Origin of the sequence: Desulfosarcina alkanivorans (assembly GCF_009688945.1) — a bacterium.
Taxonomy (GTDB): domain Bacteria; phylum Desulfobacterota; class Desulfobacteria; order Desulfobacterales; family Desulfosarcinaceae; genus Desulfosarcina; species Desulfosarcina alkanivorans.
Genome location: NZ_AP021874.1, coordinates 1652591 through 1670369, shown reverse-complemented (window position 1 = coordinate 1670369; position 17779 = coordinate 1652591). Strand labels below are relative to the sequence as shown.

16 protein-coding genes are annotated in these 17779 nt (G+C 56.2%); 4 read left to right on the top strand and 12 right to left on the bottom strand.

Annotation, left to right across the window (positions count from 1 at the left end):
- Positions 1 to 2 precede the first annotated feature (2 nt).
- The 5 genes from DSCA_RS07355 to DSCA_RS07335 form a co-directional block, all read right to left on the bottom strand.
- On the bottom strand, positions 3 to 1613 hold the full coding sequence (locus tag DSCA_RS07355) for an NAD(P)H-hydrate dehydratase (RefSeq protein ID WP_155315810.1): 1611 nt from the start codon (positions 1611 to 1613) through the stop codon (positions 3 to 5).
- A 209-nt stretch (positions 1614 to 1822) separates the two neighbouring features.
- The gene (locus DSCA_RS07350; protein WP_155315809.1) at positions 1823 to 2542 is read right to left on the bottom strand and encodes a pyridoxine 5'-phosphate synthase; all 720 of its coding nucleotides are present in this window, start codon (positions 2540 to 2542) and stop codon (positions 1823 to 1825) included.
- Between the two features lie 2 nt (positions 2543 to 2544).
- Positions 2545 to 2991, bottom strand: a complete 447-nt coding sequence (gene ybeY, locus DSCA_RS07345; protein ID WP_155315808.1) for an rRNA maturation RNase YbeY — start codon at positions 2989 to 2991, stop codon at positions 2545 to 2547.
- Complete coding sequence (locus tag DSCA_RS07340) at positions 2891 to 5332, bottom strand: HD family phosphohydrolase (RefSeq protein WP_155315807.1); 2442 nt, start codon at positions 5330 to 5332, stop codon at positions 2891 to 2893. The genes ybeY and DSCA_RS07340 overlap by 101 nt, the downstream gene beginning before the upstream one ends.
- An 81-nt stretch (positions 5333 to 5413) precedes the next feature.
- Positions 5414 to 6397: a PhoH family protein gene (locus DSCA_RS07335; RefSeq protein ID WP_155315806.1), complete on the bottom strand. Its 984-nt coding sequence runs from the start codon at positions 6395 to 6397 to the stop codon at positions 5414 to 5416.
- A 352-nt stretch (positions 6398 to 6749) separates the two neighbouring features.
- On the opposite strand from DSCA_RS07335, the gene DSCA_RS07330 reads away from it, so the two are divergent.
- Together DSCA_RS07330 and mazG are read left to right on the top strand one after the other, a co-directional pair.
- Complete coding sequence (locus DSCA_RS07330; protein WP_155315805.1) at positions 6750 to 7274, top strand: CvpA family protein; 525 nt, start codon at positions 6750 to 6752, stop codon at positions 7272 to 7274.
- A complete protein-coding gene (mazG, locus tag DSCA_RS07325) occupies positions 7259 to 8074 on the top strand; it encodes a nucleoside triphosphate pyrophosphohydrolase (RefSeq protein WP_155315804.1) in 816 nt (271 codons plus the stop codon). The genes DSCA_RS07330 and mazG overlap by 16 nt, the downstream gene beginning before the upstream one ends.
- Positions 8075 to 8171: 97 nt before the next feature.
- Here mazG and DSCA_RS07320 read toward each other — a convergent pair whose 3' ends face one another.
- The 5 genes from DSCA_RS07320 to DSCA_RS07300 form a co-directional block, all read right to left on the bottom strand.
- Positions 8172 to 8522: a hypothetical protein gene (locus tag DSCA_RS07320; protein ID WP_155315803.1), complete on the bottom strand. Its 351-nt coding sequence runs from the start codon at positions 8520 to 8522 to the stop codon at positions 8172 to 8174.
- An 18-nt stretch (positions 8523 to 8540) separates the two neighbouring features.
- A complete protein-coding gene (locus DSCA_RS07315) occupies positions 8541 to 9170 on the bottom strand; it encodes a DVU0524 family FlgM-associated protein (protein WP_155315802.1) in 630 nt (209 codons plus the stop codon).
- On the bottom strand, positions 9073 to 9597 hold the full coding sequence (locus tag DSCA_RS07310) for an NUDIX hydrolase (RefSeq protein ID WP_155315801.1): 525 nt from the start codon (positions 9595 to 9597) through the stop codon (positions 9073 to 9075). Before DSCA_RS07310 ends, DSCA_RS07315 begins: the two co-directional genes overlap by 98 nt.
- A 130-nt stretch (positions 9598 to 9727) precedes the next feature.
- Entirely contained in the window at positions 9728 to 11011 is a 1284-nt protein-coding gene (locus DSCA_RS07305) for a class II fructose-bisphosphate aldolase (RefSeq protein ID WP_155315800.1), read from the bottom strand.
- Positions 11012 to 11186: 175 nt separating this feature from the next.
- A complete protein-coding gene (locus DSCA_RS07300; RefSeq protein ID WP_155315799.1) occupies positions 11187 to 11720 on the bottom strand; it encodes a DUF4124 domain-containing protein in 534 nt (177 codons plus the stop codon).
- Between the two features lie 272 nt (positions 11721 to 11992).
- On the opposite strand from DSCA_RS07300, the gene DSCA_RS07295 reads away from it, so the two are divergent.
- Both DSCA_RS07295 and DSCA_RS07290 read left to right on the top strand, forming a co-directional pair.
- Positions 11993 to 14068 carry a penicillin-binding protein activator gene (locus tag DSCA_RS07295; RefSeq protein WP_167527655.1) on the top strand — a complete coding sequence of 692 codons (2076 nt, stop codon included), beginning with the start codon at positions 11993 to 11995 and terminating at the stop codon, positions 14066 to 14068.
- A gap of 20 nt (positions 14069 to 14088) precedes the next feature.
- Positions 14089 to 15399 carry a 3-deoxy-D-manno-octulosonic acid transferase gene (locus tag DSCA_RS07290; RefSeq protein ID WP_155315797.1) on the top strand — a complete coding sequence of 437 codons (1311 nt, stop codon included), beginning with the start codon at positions 14089 to 14091 and terminating at the stop codon, positions 15397 to 15399.
- On the opposite strand, the gene DSCA_RS07285 is transcribed toward DSCA_RS07290, so the two are convergent.
- Positions 15396 to 16727 carry an ATP-dependent 6-phosphofructokinase gene (locus DSCA_RS07285; protein ID WP_155315796.1) on the bottom strand — a complete coding sequence of 444 codons (1332 nt, stop codon included), beginning with the start codon at positions 16725 to 16727 and terminating at the stop codon, positions 15396 to 15398. The two genes, DSCA_RS07290 and DSCA_RS07285, sit on opposite strands and share 4 nt — an antisense overlap.
- Positions 16728 to 16757: 30 nt before the next feature.
- Entirely contained in the window at positions 16758 to 17750 is a 993-nt protein-coding gene (locus DSCA_RS07280; protein ID WP_155315795.1) for a KpsF/GutQ family sugar-phosphate isomerase, read from the bottom strand.
- Positions 17751 to 17779: the final 29 nt, after the last annotated feature.

Sequence of the window (17779 nt, the reverse complement as noted above, 5' to 3'; positions counted from 1 at the left end):
TTTCAGATCGCTTCCGTGTCGTAAAACAGCGGGTCGAGCGCGGGCCAGGAGAGGGGGGCGTCTGTAGTGAGAAGCGCTTGCATCGTCCGGGGAAGGGCGTTCATGACTTCCGTGGCCAGATAACCCGTCGGTGCCGTCCGGCGGGCCAGCCGGTCTGCCGCCGCCCCATGCAGGTATACGCCGGCTCTTGCCGCGGCGCCGGCTTCCATGCCCTGGGTGAGCAGGCCGGCTATGAGGCCGGTGAGCACGTCCCCCATGCCGCCGGCAGCCATGCCGGGGTTGCCCGTGGGGTTGACGAAAACGGTGCCGTCCGGGTCCGCGACCACCGTTGCCGCTCCCTTGAGCACCAGGTGGACCCGGTGTTGCCGGGCAAAAGATCGTGCATGACCGACGCGGTCAGCTTGAATCTCAGCGGTTGAATGGCCGCTCAACCGGGACATCTCGCCTGGATGGGGGGTGAGCACCATGGGAGACGGGCATTTGGATAACACCGACGGGTTCGCTGCGATCAGGTTGAGGGCGTCCGCGTCCATGACCAGGGGAACCGGACTGGCTTCGATCAATCGGTTCAGCAGCCGGCCTGTCGACCTGCCGGTTCCGAGTCCCGGTCCCACGGCCAGGCATCGTTTGTCCACGATCAGGGACATCACGGTTTCCCAGGCGGACTCATCCAGGGCCATTTCCGCCGTTTCCGGCAATCCCACGGTCATGGATTCCGTGACCATGGTTTCCAGAACCGGGTTCAATGATCGGGGGATTCCCAGCGTAACCAGACCTGACCCGGCGCGCATGGCTGAAGTTGCGGCCATGGCGGCGGCGCCGGTTTTCCCGGGTGAACCGGCCAGGAGGAGCAGATGGCCGGTGTGGCCTTTGTGGGCCGCTGCCGGTCGGACGGGAAACCGCTTTTTCAAGGCGCCCGGGGTGATCAGGCGCTGTCGGCAGCCCACCTCGGCGGCCACGGTGGGGGGGATGCCGATTTCGATGACCTTCAGACGGCCGGTAAGTGTGCGTCCCGGGTAGGCCAGGTGGCCGACCTTGGCAAAACCGAAGGTGGCCGTGGCGGTGGCCCGAATGCTGACCCCACAGCGCTGCCCGGTATCGGCATTCAGGCCCGAGGCAATGTCCACGGAAAACACCGGGCGCTCCTGCCGGTTGATGAAATCGATGGCCGTCCGAAAATATCCGCGCACATCCGATCGCAGGCCCGTGCCCAGGATCGCATCGATCCAGATGTGCTGATCGCGCATGAGCGGTGCGTGGGCGTTGAACGCCGACGCGTCGGTCATTTCCACCACCGGTACGCCCATGGCCTCGACCAGCTTCAGGTTGGCGGCGGCGTCACCCTTGACGCCCGCTCTTCTGGCCAGCAGGAAGACCGTTACGGGAATGCCTTTCTGGTGAAGATACCGGGCCATGACGAAGCCGTCCCCGCCGTTGTTGCCCGGCCCGGCGGCAACGCCGACGGCGCCCGGGCGGTGCCGGTGGACCGAATCCAGAAAAAAAGCAGTTGCTCCGCGGCCGGCATTTTCCATGAGCACGCGTCCCGGAATGCCAAATGATTCGATGGTGGCCCGATCCATCCGCTGCATTTCATCTGCCGTGACCAGGTACATATTCTTTCCCCTTCAGGATTTCTTGCAGGCATCACCTTTTTTACAATGGTTAAACGAAAACCCCTGCGGATTCAGCGAACCGGAATGTCCTTGCTTCAAGAGCAAACGGTCTGGAATGTTGATTCTGTCTTGTGTGATTCAAGGGCTATTGGAATTTCTGGGCACCGAATCAGTTCCGGCATGACGAAGAACGCAGGACTGCCCGGATCTTACAACCCGTTAATCAACTCGCGCATTTCCCTGACCGCCCGGTCCAATCCCACCAGCGCAGCCCTGGAAACGATGCTGTGGCCGATGCTGTACTCATCGATTTCAGTCAGGCCTCTGAAGGCCTTGATGGTGTTGTAGCACAGACCATGGCCGGCATTGACACCCAGTTTAAGTTTTTTGGCCAGTTTGGCCGCATCCACGATCTTTGAAAACGCCTGTCTGCGCCTGGCGTTGCCCATTGCTTCGCAATAGGCCCCGGTATGGATTTCGATCATGTTGGCACCCGCCTGGTGAGCCAGTTTGATCTGCTCCGGCTCGGCATCGATGAAAATACTCACGGGAATGCCATTGTTCTGCAGGGCGCCGATGGTCTCGCCGATTGACTTGTTGTGGACGATCAGGTCCAGTCCGCCTTCGGTGGTGACCTCTTCCCGGTTTTCGGGAACCAGGGTGACCAGTTCAGGCCGCACATCCAGGGCAATCCCCACCATTTCGGATGTGGCCGCCATCTCCAGGATAAGCTTGGTTTGGATCACCTTGCGGAGCAGTCGCACATCGCGGTCATTGACGTGCCTGCGGTCTTCTCGCAAATGGCAGACGATCCCGTCCGCACCGGCCAGTTCGGCCAGCAGGGCGGCTGCAACCGGATCCGGATAATTCACTTTCCGGGCTTCTCTCAATGTGGCGATATGATCGATGTTCACTGCCAGACCTGCCATGCTTAATCCTCCTTGCCAATCAGTTCCATCAATTCGTCGCTTTTCCGTTCCATGACCGCCGCCTCTTCTTCCGAGTTGACATGATCGTAGCCGGCCAGATGAAGGATCCCATGAATCAACAACTGGTCGAACCGTATCGCCATGGCCATGCCGGCGTCAGCGGCTTCGCGATGCGCCGTGTCGGCGGAAATCACCACGTCACCCAGAAGGTCCGGTGTGATGCCGGCAAACTGGCCTTCCTGCATGGGAAATGAAATGACGTTGGTCGGGCCGGCGTGGTTCAAATAGGTCAGATTCAGTTCTGCAATCTGGTCGTCATCCACGATCAGGATGGACAGTTGGGCCTCATCAGGATAACCCAAGGCGCTTAAAATGCGCCTGGCGGTCGTCTGGATTTTTTGTGCGGACAGCCTGTGGCGGCTTTGCCGGTTTTCGATCAACACTTCCATTTTTAGCCTTTCCGGAGGTGATGCTGGCGGAGTCCTGGTATTCGATCCGATGGTGATGGATGCCGTTCAATATCTTGTTGAAGCTCCGTGCAATCAGGTGAAGGTCTTTGAGCGTCAGTTCACAATGGTCCAGCTGGCCATCGGAAAAGACCTTGTTGATCAGGTTCTGAACCAGTCCCTGGATTCGCGACGGGGTCGGGTTTTCCAGGGTCCGTGAGGCCGCTTCGACAATGTCCGCCAGCATGACCAGACCGGCTTCGCGGGTCTGGGGGCGTGGACCCGGATACCTGAAATCATCGATATTGACCGCGTCCGCGCCCTTGACGGTTTTCGCTTTTTCAAAAAAATAGCTGATCAGGCTGCTGCCGTGGTGCTGCTGGATCGTATCGATAATCGACTGGCCAAGTTTGTGATCACGGGCGATTTCGACACCGTTTTTCACGTGGGCAATCAGGATCAGCGCCGACATGGAGGGCGCCAGCTTATCGTGCTTGTTCCTGCCATTGGCCTGGTTTTCGATGAAATAGAGGGGCTGCTTCAATTTGCCGATGTCATGATAATAGCCGCACACTTTGGCCAGGATGGGGTTGGCACCGATTTCGGTGGCTGCCGCCTCAACCAGCGACCCGACCACAACGCTGTGGTGATAGGTCCCCGGTGCTTCCAGCATCAGCCTGCGCAGGATGGGCTGGTCCAGGTTGGCCAGCTCCAGCAGGGTGATGTCGGTGGTATAGCGAAAGACCATCTCCACCACCGGTGCCATGCCGGCCGTTATGATGCCTGCTCCGATCCCGCCCAAAAAGGCAATGGTCACATCGAATGGCAGCGTGGCCCATGAAGCGGTCCCCAGGTAAACATCGATGACCACAGCCAGAAAGGCATTGAGCACCCCCAGCTTGGCGCCGGTCTTGATGATGATTTTTCTTTCCCGACAATCCTGAAGCCACCAGGACGCCATGGTGCAGCTCAATATGAAGAAGATGAATGTTTCCAGGCTCCCCTGGAGCAGCATGGATGCGCACAGGGCCAGGGCCAGGGCAAAAATCAATGCGGTTTCCCGGCCCATGAACAGGCAGACGATCATGGCACCGGCCGCAAGGGGGATGCCGAATCCCACCGGTGAGACCGGGTGGGACAGGGCCATGCCCAGAAACCAGGCGTCAGGCAGCGTGGTTGAAATTTTAACCACGATGATAAATGCCACCATGATGCAAGAAAGAAACAGGAGGTCCTTATTCGCGTAATTGGCGGATTCCATCCGGCCTTTGAGCCGGACCTGGTATTGAATGATCAAGATGGCGGTCAGCAGGGCCACGGCGCCTGATCCGGCAAGCGGCACCCGGTGGGCGTCGGCCTGGTCTTCGACGGCATTGAGTTTTCGAATCTGCAGCGCCGTCACCCGTTCGCCCTCCCGCAGCAGCATTTCACCTTTTTTAATCATGTAGAGCACCGGCTTGATCTTTTCTGCCGCCGCTTTTTTGCGTGCTTCCGTTTCGTGGCTGTTCGCGGTGATGTTGGGCTGGATCATCCGCTGGGAAAAATCCACAATCAGATTGAGCAGGGCATAGTTTTTCCCTTTTAAAATGGGGTCGCCGACAACCCGGACCATGGTTTTGGCCTGGTCCGGTCCATAAAACTGCTTCAGGTTCAGTACGTGGGTTTCCGTCAGGGTTTCCAGGTTGCGCAGGGTAATGCCCTTTTCCGACTCCCTCAACAAAATCTCTTTGTTGGCCACCACGCCGGTGGAAAGGACCTGGGTGATGATGGTGGTCAACAACCGTGCGATATCCTGAGAAAAACCATGTTCGGTTAGGATGGAAAACGCCCCGTTGCTGATCGGAGCACCGAACAGGTCTTCGAACAGCCCCTTGTGGGCCAGCATCCGTTCTTTAAGCGGCACCCGCGGCAGATCGGGGACATCGTCCGGATCCACTGGCGCATCGTCCGGTGTGGGCAGAGGAACCGGCGACGTCCGCCAATTGGTTTCCAACTGGCTGGCTTCCTTCTCATAAATGGCCCGCAGCCGGTCGAAGGCCTCGGTAAGCCGGTCGACCGTTCCTTTGAGGATCTTGGGATTGAGGTCATGGACGGTGGCCACGCCGTCCACTGCCTTCCGGCGATTGGCTTCGGTGGCTGCTTTGTCTTCGATGAAGAAATCTTCTTCCGCCTTGATATCGGTCTTGGCGACGTCGCCGATCGCATAGCGGTGTTTCTTGATGACCAGACCCGGGTAAAGACCGGTGGCGAATATGGCAACGATGAGTGCCAGCAATGCCCAACGGATGTGGGGACTCAGGCTGAAAAACCGATCGATGGATTTCTTTTTGCGATCACGAATCATAGGCTGACCACTTGGCGGTGCCGGCAGACCCTTCGGCCGCCCCGCCTGTCACTGCTTCGGCAGGATCGTTTCCGGGCGCGATTAAGCGTTGCCGCGACTGGCTTCGAGCATTTCGTAGGCATTGATAATGTCCTGGACCAATCGATGGCGAACCACATCCTGCCGGGTAAAGTGGATGAACTGGATGGCTGTGATCGGCGTTAAGATATCTTTGGCCTCGACAAGCCCCGATGATTTGCCCGTCGGCAGGTCGATCTGGGTGATATCTCCGGTAACGACAGCCTTGGAATTAAATCCGATCCGGGTCAGAAACATCTTCATCTGTTCAGTCGTTGTGTTTTGGGCTTCATCCAGGATGATAAAGGCGTCGTTGAGGGTTCTTCCCCGCATAAAAGCCAATGGCGCAACTTCAATGACCCCATTTTGCATCAGTGCGCCGACTTTTTCAAATCGCATCATGTCATGCAGGGCATCATAAAGCGGCCTGAGATAGGGATCGACTTTATCCGTCAGGTCCCCCGGCAAAAAACCCAGTGATTCGCCGGCTTCCACGGCGGGTCGGGTCAGGATGATTCGGTTGACCGTCCCTTTGGTGAGAGCGGATACCGCCATGGCCATTGCAAGGTAGGTCTTCCCCGTCCCGGCAGGACCGATGCCAAAGACGATGTCGTAATTCCGGATGGCTTCAATATAGGCTTTCTGGCTCTGGTTTCTCGGGGTGATGGCGCGTTTTTTGGCTGTTATGAAAACCGTATCCAGAAAGATCTTTTTCAGATCTGCCGTGTGGTTCTCGCGCAGAATGCGCAGGGCATAATCAATATCATTGGGATAAACGGGATATTTTTCCTTGAGCAGGCCGTAAAGCTGTTCCAGCACTCTGCGGGAAAGATCCACAACCACGTCTTCCCCCTTGAGATGTACCGTGTTCCCCCGGGCATGAACGACGATCCCCAGCAGGTCCGCAAGACGCTTGAGGTTGCCGTCCTGCTCACCAAACAGCTGTCGGGCCAGTTCATTATCGGAAAAAGTCAGGCGGGTTTGCTTATTTTCCTTGCATGCGTCCATGAATCGTACGGTTTTCCCTCGTGTATGCCATTCAGATTGCCAATCAGTATGAATCGACCCCGGTCATTTGTCAAACCACCAGCCATGCCGTTTCAGCATCCAGGGTAGCTGGCCTTGGAATATCCGACTTTTCGGGGGAATGCAAACGCCAAATCCCCCTTTCCTGTGCCGGTGAAAATGCTTGACTGGGAAATACCGCTCTGGTACCCTTGCTCACTTAAAATTTAATGAACAACCTGTTTTTATTAATGTTTTTAATGTCGGGGGATGCTTGTGAAGGGCGTCGAGCCCTTCCACGATACCGGTAACTGACTTTTCCCGGCAATGGCGTCGTTTCACCCTAAGGACGATTATGAATCCTTTTGATATCCTGATTGTCACGATCCTCACCTATGGATTGATTCGTGGCATTTTCAGAGGGTTGGTCAGGGAAATCTCCTCAATTGTCGGTGTGTTGGGGGGGTTCTATGCCGCTTATTCCTATTATCCCCATGTGGCCAGATTGATTTCTCCCTGGATTTCGAACCCGGTTTATTTGAATATTGTAAGCTACATGGCGATTTTTTCGGCCGTGGTGATAATTGTCGGGATTCTTGCCGTGGTCATCAAGTATCTTCTCAATATCGCCTATTTGGGCTGGGTGGATCGCGTGTGCGGTGCCCTTTTTGGAGTGCTTAAGGGCGGGCTGGTCAGTTGTGTCCTGTTTATTGTGCTGACTGCCTTTTTACCCAAGGGCGCGCCGCTGATTAAAAACGCAACCCTCGCCCCGTATGTGTCAACGGTATCCGAGGTCATGGCAAAGGTCCTCTCAAAAGATATGAAAGATAATTTTATAATTAAAATAAAGGATTTTCAAAAATCTTGGCAGACCCGATAACCCCACCCCCATCGACCCCAGTCGATCGTCTTTTTGAATTGATTCAAACCCTTAGAGGTGAAAACGGCTGCCCGTGGGATAAAAAACAGACACCGGATACCATGGCCCGTTATCTTATCGAAGAGGTTTACGAACTGGTGGATGCTATTGTTTCAAAAAATGCGGCCGCCGTTTGCGAAGAGGCCGGCGATGTGTTGTTCCAGCTTCTTTTTGTCATTCACCTGTTCGCGGAGGCCGGTCAATTCGGCCTCCCTGAAGTGGTTGAAAAAAATATTGAAAAAATGGTCCGCCGGCACCCCCATGTCTTTGGCGATGTCTCTGCCCGTACCCCGGAAAAGGTCAGTGAAAACTGGGAGAAAATCAAGCGGAAGGAAAAGGGCGATGCCGGAAGTCCTTCGGTTTTGAGTTCCATCCCGCAGAGCCTGCCTGCCCTGCTCAGGGCGTCGATGGTGTCGGAACGGGCGGCTAAAACCGGGTTTGACTGGGATGATATCCACGGGGTGATGGATAAAACGATGGAAGAGTGGGCGGAGTTCTCAACAGAGGTCAATAACACGGTCGCCGGGGATGGCAGCGATAAAACGGCCATGGAATTCGGTGACGTTCTGTTTACGATGGTAAATGTTGCGCGCTTTGCCCGCATCCATCCGGAAACCGCGCTGACCCGATCCATTCAAAAATTTGAAAAACGGTTCACCTATATGGAAGAAAAAGCGGTGGAATCGGGGCGGGACATCGGCAGTCTTAACCTGCAGGAAATGCACCGTCTATGGGATGAGGCCAAGGGGCGCCTCGGCTGACCGCGTCACTGGTTTTCACGTTCCGTCAAAAACAACGAAACCTGCAACATTAAAAGCCGGCTGCGTCGCCGGCTTTGATTTTATGGGACGCCGCACATTAAGCGAGTTCATCGATGGGCTTTTTTTCCGGCGGCAAACGGACGATCACATTTCCGTTTTTATCGTATTTCTCAAAGAAAATATTCCCGTCCTCCATGTTGTAGCCATCGGTTTTTTCCCTCTCATCGGCTTCTGGCTTTGAACTTTCCTGAGAACTTTCAACGGGGCGCTCCTTGACGGCCTTTTCGACCTTTTCAAGGGCGAGGTCCTTGTGCTCCACGGCCAGGTTGCTGTCTGTTCGCGTCGTCATTCTGACGGCTGATTCGCCAATTGTTTCTAACATGGCAATACCCCCTTTGTTTTCTACAAACGTGTTTGCCGTTGCCGGATGTCGTCCTCTCATCGACACCGGTTTGCAGCCTTTCCTTTAAACTGTTTTTTCAGCTTTTCGGTTTACGGCAATTTTGGCCAGTTCATCGAGTCGATTCATTAGCACCTGCGAGTCGTCAACCGGGATGGATCGGGTCTCCTTTTGATTATCCCCATCGATCGTGTTGAAAAAAAATGAATTTTCCCTGCGCGCCCTGTGCACCTCTTTTTCTGTGTCTTGCGTCTGCCCGGCCGCTTCGCTGCCAAAGGCGAAACCGGGATCGACCGTGGTGATTTTTTTGATCACCGAATCGGCTACTTTTTCAATTATGGACTGGCTTTTACCTTCCGCTGAAAGGGTGACCGCGTCCGAATCGGTGGTTTGGGGATTCATCTGCTGGGGGTGATTTGATTTGCCCTGGCTTAATTGCCTTCGATAGACCTTCAAGACGTTATGAATCTGATAGCTTTGAATCTGCATTTGGGTCCCTCCGATAACCATATCGGCATGCCGCAACCATTCTTTAGAAAAAAAGATGATTTTTTTAACCCTAATTGTCCGTTGGCTGTGATGGAGCGTGGGGAGGGGGTCAGATGGGGGTGGATTCTGTTGCCAGTGTCGAAAAATAAAGGCGAATGAATGACAGGTGGCTTTCAAAGGCGATAGGCGGTAAGTCGCCAGTGTCAAAAAAATCAACCTCGGCGGCATCGTCGCCGGCCCTGGCCGTGCCCCGGTAGCGGGAGACCAGGTATCCGATCAGCAAAATGGAATCATAGAGGGTGCCGGGACTGGTTGTGGCACCGATAAGGGTGTTTACCCGACCGGTCAGGCCGGTTTCCTCCCGGAGTTCACGAAGGGCTGCCTGCTCCGGCGTCTCACCGCACTCCACAAACCCGCCGGGCAGGCACCACATTCCCTGTTTCGGCGGGACGCGGCGTTTCACGAGCAGGATTTGATCGTGGCCATCGATGAGCACCACGCAGGCAGCCGGCACCGGATTTTCATAGATGGGCGTTCGGCAACCGGGACAATACAGGCGCCTCCTCCCCTGGACGTGCCTGTTTTCAAGGGGGGAGGCGCAGAAATGGCAATATTGCCGGGTTCGTTTTTCCATGGAAACCATTGCTTACTTTTTCCTGGGCGTTCTCTGCAGGCGAACCATCGCTGCCATCCGGCCCATGTCCTAATGGGCCGCCTGCCGATGGGGGCCGGGCAAACCGCTCGTCGGATGGCGTAACGTCGGATCAGTCGTCAAAATCCCCCTCAGGCCCATCGTTTCCTTCAATGGATTTAGCCCGCTGGACGATCTGTTCCGATGTCCATGCCGACGGGTCTTCAATCCGCCGGGCTTTGGGCCCCGGATCAAAGCTACTGGTTTCCAGAATGGTCTCGATGGCCAGGTCGGCGGTATCCTGGGCATTGAATACATTGACCAGCATGTTGTAAACGAAGGATTCCACCCGACGTTCCATTCTTTCCCGGATTTCCCGCGGAAGTCCCAGGAGCTTGTTTTCGAAGGGCAGGTTCAGTTTTTTGTAGTTGCCGCCCTTCCACCCTTTCTCGTCCGCATAGGCAACCATTTCTGCCCACATGGCGTCCGTGACGCCCTGGTCGCCGGCTTTGATGAAATTGCCCTGGTCGTCCAAAGCGGCATTGCCGTCATCATTGACTTCGAGTCCCCACGAGATCATTTGCAGGGCGGTGGCGACGTTGGCCTTGGTGGTATTGGTGCGGTTGGCGATTTCCCGAAGGCGCTGCGAACTGTTGCCGGAGGTGCCATGCTGTGCACCCGACACATGGTACGGTGCCAGAGCCTGGTGGATCTTTTGGGTCAGGTCCACCTGGATGCCCTGGCCGCTGGCTTCGAGGCCGTGAACGGTACCGTTGTTCAGGGCAATCCAGTTGGGGAAAATGTCATGCGCATTGAGTCCCTGGATCAGGAAAAGGGCCTCATCCTTGGTGGACAATCCCAATTTACCCTTGATTTCACCAATTTCAGTTTCCAGGCCCGACCATTCGGGGATAAAGGGCTTCAATTCAAGGTTGGTCAACAGGTTCTGGTCATCCGGAAGATGGGATGCGTCGATGGCAATGGAGGTGATGCCCGCTTCAAACATGGTGGGAATTTCCGTTTTGGCCGCCGGGATATCGTCTCTGCTTTTAATGCCATAGTGATCCGCATGCAGCGCCACGGGAATGGTAATGCCCAGTTCATTGCATGCCGCATCCACAATACGCGCAATATTCCAGTAATTCACCGCACAATAGGCGCTGGCGCCCCCCTCGGAACGGGCAATCTCAACGATCAGCGCCGAATTTGCCCGCTGGGCGGCTTTCAGTGCACCGCGAATGACAAATGCATTTCTGCCGTTGGCGGCGATGCAGATGGCCTTCTTTTTCTTGATCATGGCCAGGTCAATGATTTTGCCGCTGACCAGAAGCGCTTTTGAATGGGGAAACAATGTCTGGATATTGGGCGGACGGCCGACTGAAATCGCTTTGGATAAGTCAGTGGATGATGTTGCCATGGATTCCCTCCTTGAATGATTTTCTCATGGTAAGATGATTGTGATGGATGGAAATGTTTGACGTGAGAATACGATCCGCATTCGGATGATCAACTGAAAAAGAGAACGATGTCCAGCACCGGGGATCGCTTCCCAGTCGGCAACGCAGCGGCAAGCCGATGGCAGATTGTTGTAATCAATCGGTTTGAGGTGGCGTTTTTGATATAATCTCTTGGTTGTACGCTTTTATTTTTTCATTGAAACGGTTCAATTGCGTTTCGTATTGTTTCGTTTTGTCGTTGTATGCGGATATCTTTTCGTTCAGGAGCGCCCGCGCTTCAAAACTGTCGGCCTCTGTTTTTATCTGTTCAAGTTCTTTTCTTTCTTCCATCAACTGCTGGTAACGGGCGTCTAAATCCGCCTTCTCCTTTTCCAGGGCTTCCCGGCTTAAGGCATCCGCTGGTGCGGGGGTATCCGCCGTCACGGCCCCGATGGCAAGCGACGCTTCCGGTCGGGTCTCTTCGGCCGGTGCGGTGTCCGGTTCCGGGGGTGTTTCTTCCACGCTTTCGAAACGCTGGGCGGAAGGCCGTTGTTCTTTCGGGACCTGGCTCAGATCATCTGTCCAGCGTTTCTGTCCGTTTTCGTCGACATACTTATAAATTTCGGCGCACGCCGGTAGAACCAGCGCACAGGAAATAATCAAAAAAAATGCCAGCTCAGCTTTTTTCATGAAAAAGGCCCTTCTTATGGGATAAAATCGGAATGCCTGTCTGTATTGATAACCCTTTGAATGCCCAACTATAATGTCCTATCCCGTGAGATGTCAAGCACCGACCACGGCCAATCCGCCATCCTGCGCAACACGTTGGCGGAACGAACAATCGTTTGACAATGGAATCAGCTTGTGTAGATTGAGCGATGTCGCTTTGCGGCCACATGTTTACACGGTTCAGGATAATCACGGATCCCATGAGCAGGGAACCTTACAGAAAGAATAGGCCAATGTCTTCGATCATTCGGACGATGATTCTGCTTTTTATCGTGGTTTTCGCGGGGTGCGCGCCCAAACCATTGCCGGTGTCCATTCCCGGACCGGCTCCTGAAATGCCCGGCTATACGGCTTTCCAGAATGCCGAGCGCGCCTTCGAAAACGGCCTCTACGCCGAAGCGCTGGAAGGATACAACACGCTGTTGAACGAGGCCTACGACGGCCCTTTTGTGGATGCGGCCTTGTTGAAAATAGGAAAGATATTCAGGCTTACCGGCCGTGACGACGACGCCCTGGCCGTCTTCGCCCGTCTGGGACAAGAATTTCCCGACAGTGCTCTGGTTTCCGATGCCCGGCTGGAAATTCTGCAAGTCCTGTACGACGGTGGCCGTTTCCAGGCGGTGGTCAGGACCGGGACGGCTTTTGTCGGAGCCACCGATTCTCCCCTCCAGCGGACACCGCTTCTTTTCATTGTTGCGGATGCCTATTCGGCGCTGGGTGCTCACCTCGATGCGGCCCGCTCATATTACCACGCGTTGAACGCTGTTTCCGGTGAGGACGCGGACAGGGTTTGGACCCGATTTAAAAAAACGGCGGAACAACTCAGCGCCGACGATATCCAACTGATGATTGCCGGGGTGACGGATCGGCGCACCATGGGGTTTTTGCTATACCGGCTCAGCATGGCGTTCATCCTGGATGAAAACTACGATGATGCAATGGATGTCCTGACGGCCTTTGTGGCGCGATTTCCCGACCACCCCGACTATCAGGATGCTTCTGACATGATCCATTCCCTGACGGAACGCGCGCGCTTTACCCCTTTTACGGTCGGTTGCGTGCTGCCCCTTTCCGGCGCTTACGCCATATACGGGCAGCGGGCGCTGAACGGCATCGAACTGGCATTGAGCCAGTCGGGTGAAGCGGGTAACGGCATTCCTTTCAAACTGGTTATAGAGGATTCCCGGTCCGATCCCGGTGCATCCGTCAAGGCGGTGGACCAGCTTGATGAGCAGAAGGTCGGCGCTATCCTCGGGCCTATGTCCGCATCCGAAACAGCCGCCGCCAGTGCGCAGGCCAGGGGGATTCCGATCCTCGTTTTTACCCAGCGGGAGGGCATACCGGATATCGGCACATATGTGCTGAGGCATTTTATCACCCCGGACCTGCAGGTTCGCGCCCTGGTGTCCTTTGCCGTGGAAGAACTGGGGGCCAGGCGGTTCGCCATCCTTTACCCCGAGGAAAACTACGGCCGGCGATACATGAACCTGTTTTGGGATCAGGTGATCGAACACGGGGGCGTGGTGAACGGTGTCGAGGCGTATGATCCCGCCGGGACCGATTTTGCCAAACCCATAAAAAAACTGGCTGGCATCTTCTACGACGTACCCGGTGATCTGGCCGAGGACGGTGTTCCAAGGCTTCGCCCGCCGCTGCTGAGCCTCATGGCCGGGCTGGAACCCTTTGCCCCCGGGCTGATCGATGACCCCGTCGAGCGGATCAGCGGTATTCCTTTGGCGCGTGACGTCATTGACGGGCTTGGACGGCGATCTCCGGACAGGGATGACCAATGGCATCCCATCCTGGATTTCGACGCCGTTTTCATTCCCGATGCGCCGAAGAAAGCCGGGCTGGTCATTCCGCAGCTGGCCTATTACGATATCCGTGATGTTTTTCTGCTTGGTACCAACTTATGGAATTCCCGAACGCTTTTGGATATGTCCGGCGATTACATGAAAGGCACACTGATCGTCGACGGTTTTTTTGCCGAAAGCCAGGCCCCGCGGGTCAAGAATTTTGTAGCGGCCTTTCGGAGCGCCTTTGGCCGAGGGCCGGGAATCATCGAGGCGATGGCCTACGATAGCGCCATGATGGTGTTTCAGACCATGCGGCAGACGGCCACCGACTCAAGGCGGGCGCTGAAAGAGGCCCTTCTTCGTCTTTCGGATTACGAAGGGGTGTCCGGTCGTACCAGGTTCGCACCCAACGGAGAGGCCGATAAGACCCTGCAGATGCTCCGGATCAAGCGGGGGCGATTCGTCCAGGTCCAGCGAACCCCGGAGGCCGAACCGGTCGTGGAAATGCAGTAGACCGTGTCTGGTCGGTAACCATGAATTTTTTCCATTTCCTTTATATTCTTCTGGGGGCCGGGCTTGGCCTGATCGTCCTGCCAGCCGTCTGGTGCCTCGGGAGGAAAGACCCGGAACGAAGGCGGTCTCTGGCCCAGCGGCTGGGGTACGATCTGCAGGGCTGCCGCTCCATCCCGCCCGCACCTCCAAGAATATGGATTCATGCTGTTTCCGTGGGCGAAGTGAAGGCAGCCGAAACCATTGTTCACGCCCTTGATGCCTCTCCCACGGAACTGTTCATCCTGTTGACCACCACAACCGGGACCGGCCAGCGTTACGCCCGCAGTCTTCTTGCCGACCGGGCTGTCGTCCGTTATGCACCCGTGGATCTGTGGGGGGCCGTCGGGCGGTTTCTGTCTGCGTATCGCCCGGATCTGCTGGTCTGCATGGAGACGGAGATATGGCCCAATTGGATTTTGAGAGCCCATCGAAAGGGCGTTAAAATCGTGTTTCTCAATGGACGCATCTCCGAGCGGTCGATCCGTTCCTATACGACCATCCGGCCCCTGATACGGCCTGTTCTTGAGAAGGTGGATGCCTTCAGCATGATATCCGAAGCGGACGCCCGGCGGATCATGCGCCTGGGCGCACCGGCCCATCGCGTTCAAATCAACGGCAATGTAAAAATGGACGCCCGGGATTATGATCCGGATGCGCTTTCCATCGACGGTTTGAAGCGGATTTACGCCGTTGACGGCCACACACCGGTATTTATCGCCGGCAGTGTTCGCGGGTCGGAAACGGATATCCTCATCGATATTTATACCCGTCTGGCAGTGCGGGTTCCCGACCTGGTGTTTATTATTGCACCGCGGCATATCGAACGGTCCGCCCGGATCGCAGCGCTGGCGCGCAAAAAGGAGATCGATTGTCAAATGCGGACCGAACTGGGATATGGGCCGGACGGACGGCGGGCACCGGTGGTGATCCTGGACACCATCGGTGAATTGCGCGACCTTTACGCCCTGGCCTCGGTGGTGTTTTGCGGGGCAAGCCTCGTGCCCCTGGGCGGACAGAATGTCCTGGAACCCGCCGTGTGGGCCAAACCGGTGCTCTTCGGGCCTTCCATGGAAGATTTCGAAGAGGCCAGAAACCTGCTCGAGACCTTCGGCGGCGGGATCTGCGTGAAAGACCCTCAAGACTTGGCGGAACGCGCCCTTTACCTGTTGACACACCCGGCCGAGGCCCGTCGGCTGGGCCGTCTGGCCAGACAGGCGGCGTTTTCCAACAGGGGGGCGTCACGCCGCCACGCCCGTGTGCTCCTCGACTTTCTGCCTGCACCGCACGGCTAAGCCGGATCATTTTTCAGCGACGGCTGCCCCGTTGATTCCAGCACGGTTGTCCAGAGTTTGCCACTCGGCCTGACTTGTTTTCTTCTCCCGGCCGTGGCCACCATGGGCAAATGCACGAAATGGTTGTTCCAGTGGCCGATCACCAGTTTGGTTTTTCCCGCCATTCCCGCATGAACCGCGTCCCTGCCCAGAAATCCACAGAACACGCTGTCATTGGCATTGGCCGGCAGGCTGCGGATCATGTAGCTGGGGTCAATATACTTGATGTTCAAGGGGATGGCCTTTTCAGCGAAGTGGGCCTTGATGGCCTCCTTTAGAAAGGGGCCGATGTCATTGAGGCGGATGTTGCCCGACGGATCCCGACGTTCGTCCACATGCTCGAAGAATTTCTGCCCGGCCCCTTCGGCCACCACGACCACCGCATGACCCCGGCTGGTCACCCGGTTTTCTATTGCGGCCATCAAACCTTTCGGTCCGTCGAGGTCAAAGTCCACTTCCGGAATCAGTACGAAGTTGGCATCCTGCTGGGCGAGGGCTGCCGTTGCGGCAATGAAGCCCGAGTGCCTGCCCATGAGTTTGATCAGCCCGATGCCGTTGGGGTAGGCGATGGCCTCGTTGTGAGCGCTCTGGATGGCCAGCCGGGCGACATCCACGGCGGTGTCGAATCCAAAAGAGCGGGAGATCAGGTGAATGTCGTTGTCGATGGTTTTGGGGATGCCAACCACACTGATTTTAAGTCCTCGCTGGGCAATGGCATCCGCAATCTTCGAAGCGGCCATGAGGGTGCCGTCACCGCCCACCATAAACAGGATGCCGATATTGTTCACCTCCAGGCAGTCCGCCACCCGCTCAATGTCCTGCGCCCCGCGCGACGATCCAAGAATCGAGCCGCCCATGTTCATGATGGTGGTCACGCGGGTGGGGGTCAGATCAAGGAAGTCGTGGTTGAACTCGGGAATAAATCCCTCCAGGCCGTGGCGGACCCCGTAGATGATTTTTACGCCGTACCGGTAGTGCAGTTCGAGTACAATGGCACGGATGATGTCGTTCAGCCCCGGGCACAAACCGCCGCAGGTGACGATGGCGCACCGAAGTTTGGACGCATCGAAATACACCTTTCGCCGTGGACCCGCCAGTTCAAAGGCGGGAGGGGAGATGCCGTTGGCCATCATCGCCCGGATAGCCGCCTGTTTGATATTGATCATCACCCGGTCTTCATCGGAGACAAAGAGATGGTGGATTCCGCCGTGCTCCTCCTTTAACATGGGGGATGGAATTTTTGCCTCCCCCAATGCCTGAATGCCGGTTTCGATGATTTCTTGATCCATAACCGCTCCTTCTCGGGACGCTGCTCCGGGCTACCTTGTTTTGGCGGGATCGAGCCCGTTGAATTTGAATTCGCCTTTTCCGAGGATGTCGTGCAGGTGAAGGATCCCCATTACCCGATGGGTGTTGTCGATGATGGGCAGAACGGTGATTTCATGCTGTTCCATGAGGTTGAGGGCATCGAAGGCGGGGGATTGTGAAAATGCATGCAGGGGCGACGGCGTCATTACGGCTGTCAGGGTTTGGTCGAATACCGGTTTGTTCTGGGCGATCATCCGTCTCAGGTCGCCGTCGGTGAGAATACCCGCCAGCCGTTGGTTTTCGTCGACAATGATCAGGGCGCCCAGGCCTTGCCGGTCCATTTCCCCCACGGCTTCCTGCATGGATGCGGCGGTGGTGACGGTGGGTACGGCATCGCCGCTGAACATGATGTCCTTCACCTGGCGGGACAGCCGCTGGCCTAACGCACCGCCGGGATGGAAACGCTTGAAGTCGCTGGTTTTGAAATGTTTCTTGTTGATCAGCACCACGGCCAGCGCGTCTCCCATGGCCAGCAGGGCGGTCGTGCTGGCCGTCGGCGCCAGACCCAGGGGGCAGGCCTCTTTTTCAACGCCCACATCAATGACGATGTCACTGTGTTTGGCCAGGGTTGACGACGGGTTTCCCGTCATGGCGATGGCGGTGCATCCGATGTTGCGAATGCTGGGCATCAGGATGTTCAGCTCATCGGTTTCTCCACTGTAGGACATGGCCAGAAAGACGTCGTCCGGGCAGACCATGCCAAGGTCGCCGTGCATGGCTTCCACTGGATGGAGAAACAGTGAGCGTGTTCCCGTACTGTTCAATGTTGCGCTGATCTTCCGGCCGATAATTCCGGATTTGCCGATGCCGCTGACGATAACCCGTCCGGTGGTGGTTAAAATGGCCTGCACCATCCGGTCAAACCGGTGGTCAAGGTGGTCGATCAGTTTCAGGATGCCGTCCGCTTCGATCTGCAGGACTTGTCGTGCTTCGTCTAAAATCATGACTCGGGCTTTCTATTGAGTGGTTTCGC

Excerpts from the sequence above, each read along its gene's own strand:
- ybeY (WP_155315808.1), bottom strand. The coding sequence starts at position 2,991 with ATGGAAGTGTTGATCGAAAACCGGCAAAGCCGCCACAGGCTGTCCGCA.
- DSCA_RS07350 (WP_155315809.1), bottom strand. The coding sequence starts at position 2,542 with ATGGCAGGTCTGGCAGTGAACATCGATCATATCGCCACATTGAGAGAA.
- DSCA_RS07330 (WP_155315805.1), top strand. The coding sequence starts at position 6,750 with ATGAATCCTTTTGATATCCTGATTGTCACGATCCTCACCTATGGATTG.
- DSCA_RS07280 (WP_155315795.1), bottom strand. The coding sequence starts at position 17,750 with ATGATTTTAGACGAAGCACGACAAGTCCTGCAGATCGAAGCGGACGGC.
- DSCA_RS07335 (WP_155315806.1), bottom strand. The coding sequence starts at position 6,397 with ATGGACGCATGCAAGGAAAATAAGCAAACCCGCCTGACTTTTTCCGAT.
- DSCA_RS07295 (WP_167527655.1), top strand. The coding sequence starts at position 11,993 with ATGTCTTCGATCATTCGGACGATGATTCTGCTTTTTATCGTGGTTTTC.
- DSCA_RS07285 (WP_155315796.1), bottom strand. The coding sequence starts at position 16,727 with ATGGATCAAGAAATCATCGAAACCGGCATTCAGGCATTGGGGGAGGCA.
- DSCA_RS07340 (WP_155315807.1), bottom strand. The coding sequence starts at position 5,332 with ATGATTCGTGATCGCAAAAAGAAATCCATCGATCGGTTTTTCAGCCTG.
- DSCA_RS07355 (WP_155315810.1), bottom strand. The coding sequence starts at position 1,613 with ATGTACCTGGTCACGGCAGATGAAATGCAGCGGATGGATCGGGCCACC.
- DSCA_RS07290 (WP_155315797.1), top strand. The coding sequence starts at position 14,089 with ATGAATTTTTTCCATTTCCTTTATATTCTTCTGGGGGCCGGGCTTGGC.
- DSCA_RS07310 (WP_155315801.1), bottom strand. The coding sequence starts at position 9,597 with ATGGAAAAACGAACCCGGCAATATTGCCATTTCTGCGCCTCCCCCCTT.
- DSCA_RS07305 (WP_155315800.1), bottom strand. The coding sequence starts at position 11,011 with ATGGCAACATCATCCACTGACTTATCCAAAGCGATTTCAGTCGGCCGT.
- DSCA_RS07300 (WP_155315799.1), bottom strand. The coding sequence starts at position 11,720 with ATGAAAAAAGCTGAGCTGGCATTTTTTTTGATTATTTCCTGTGCGCTG.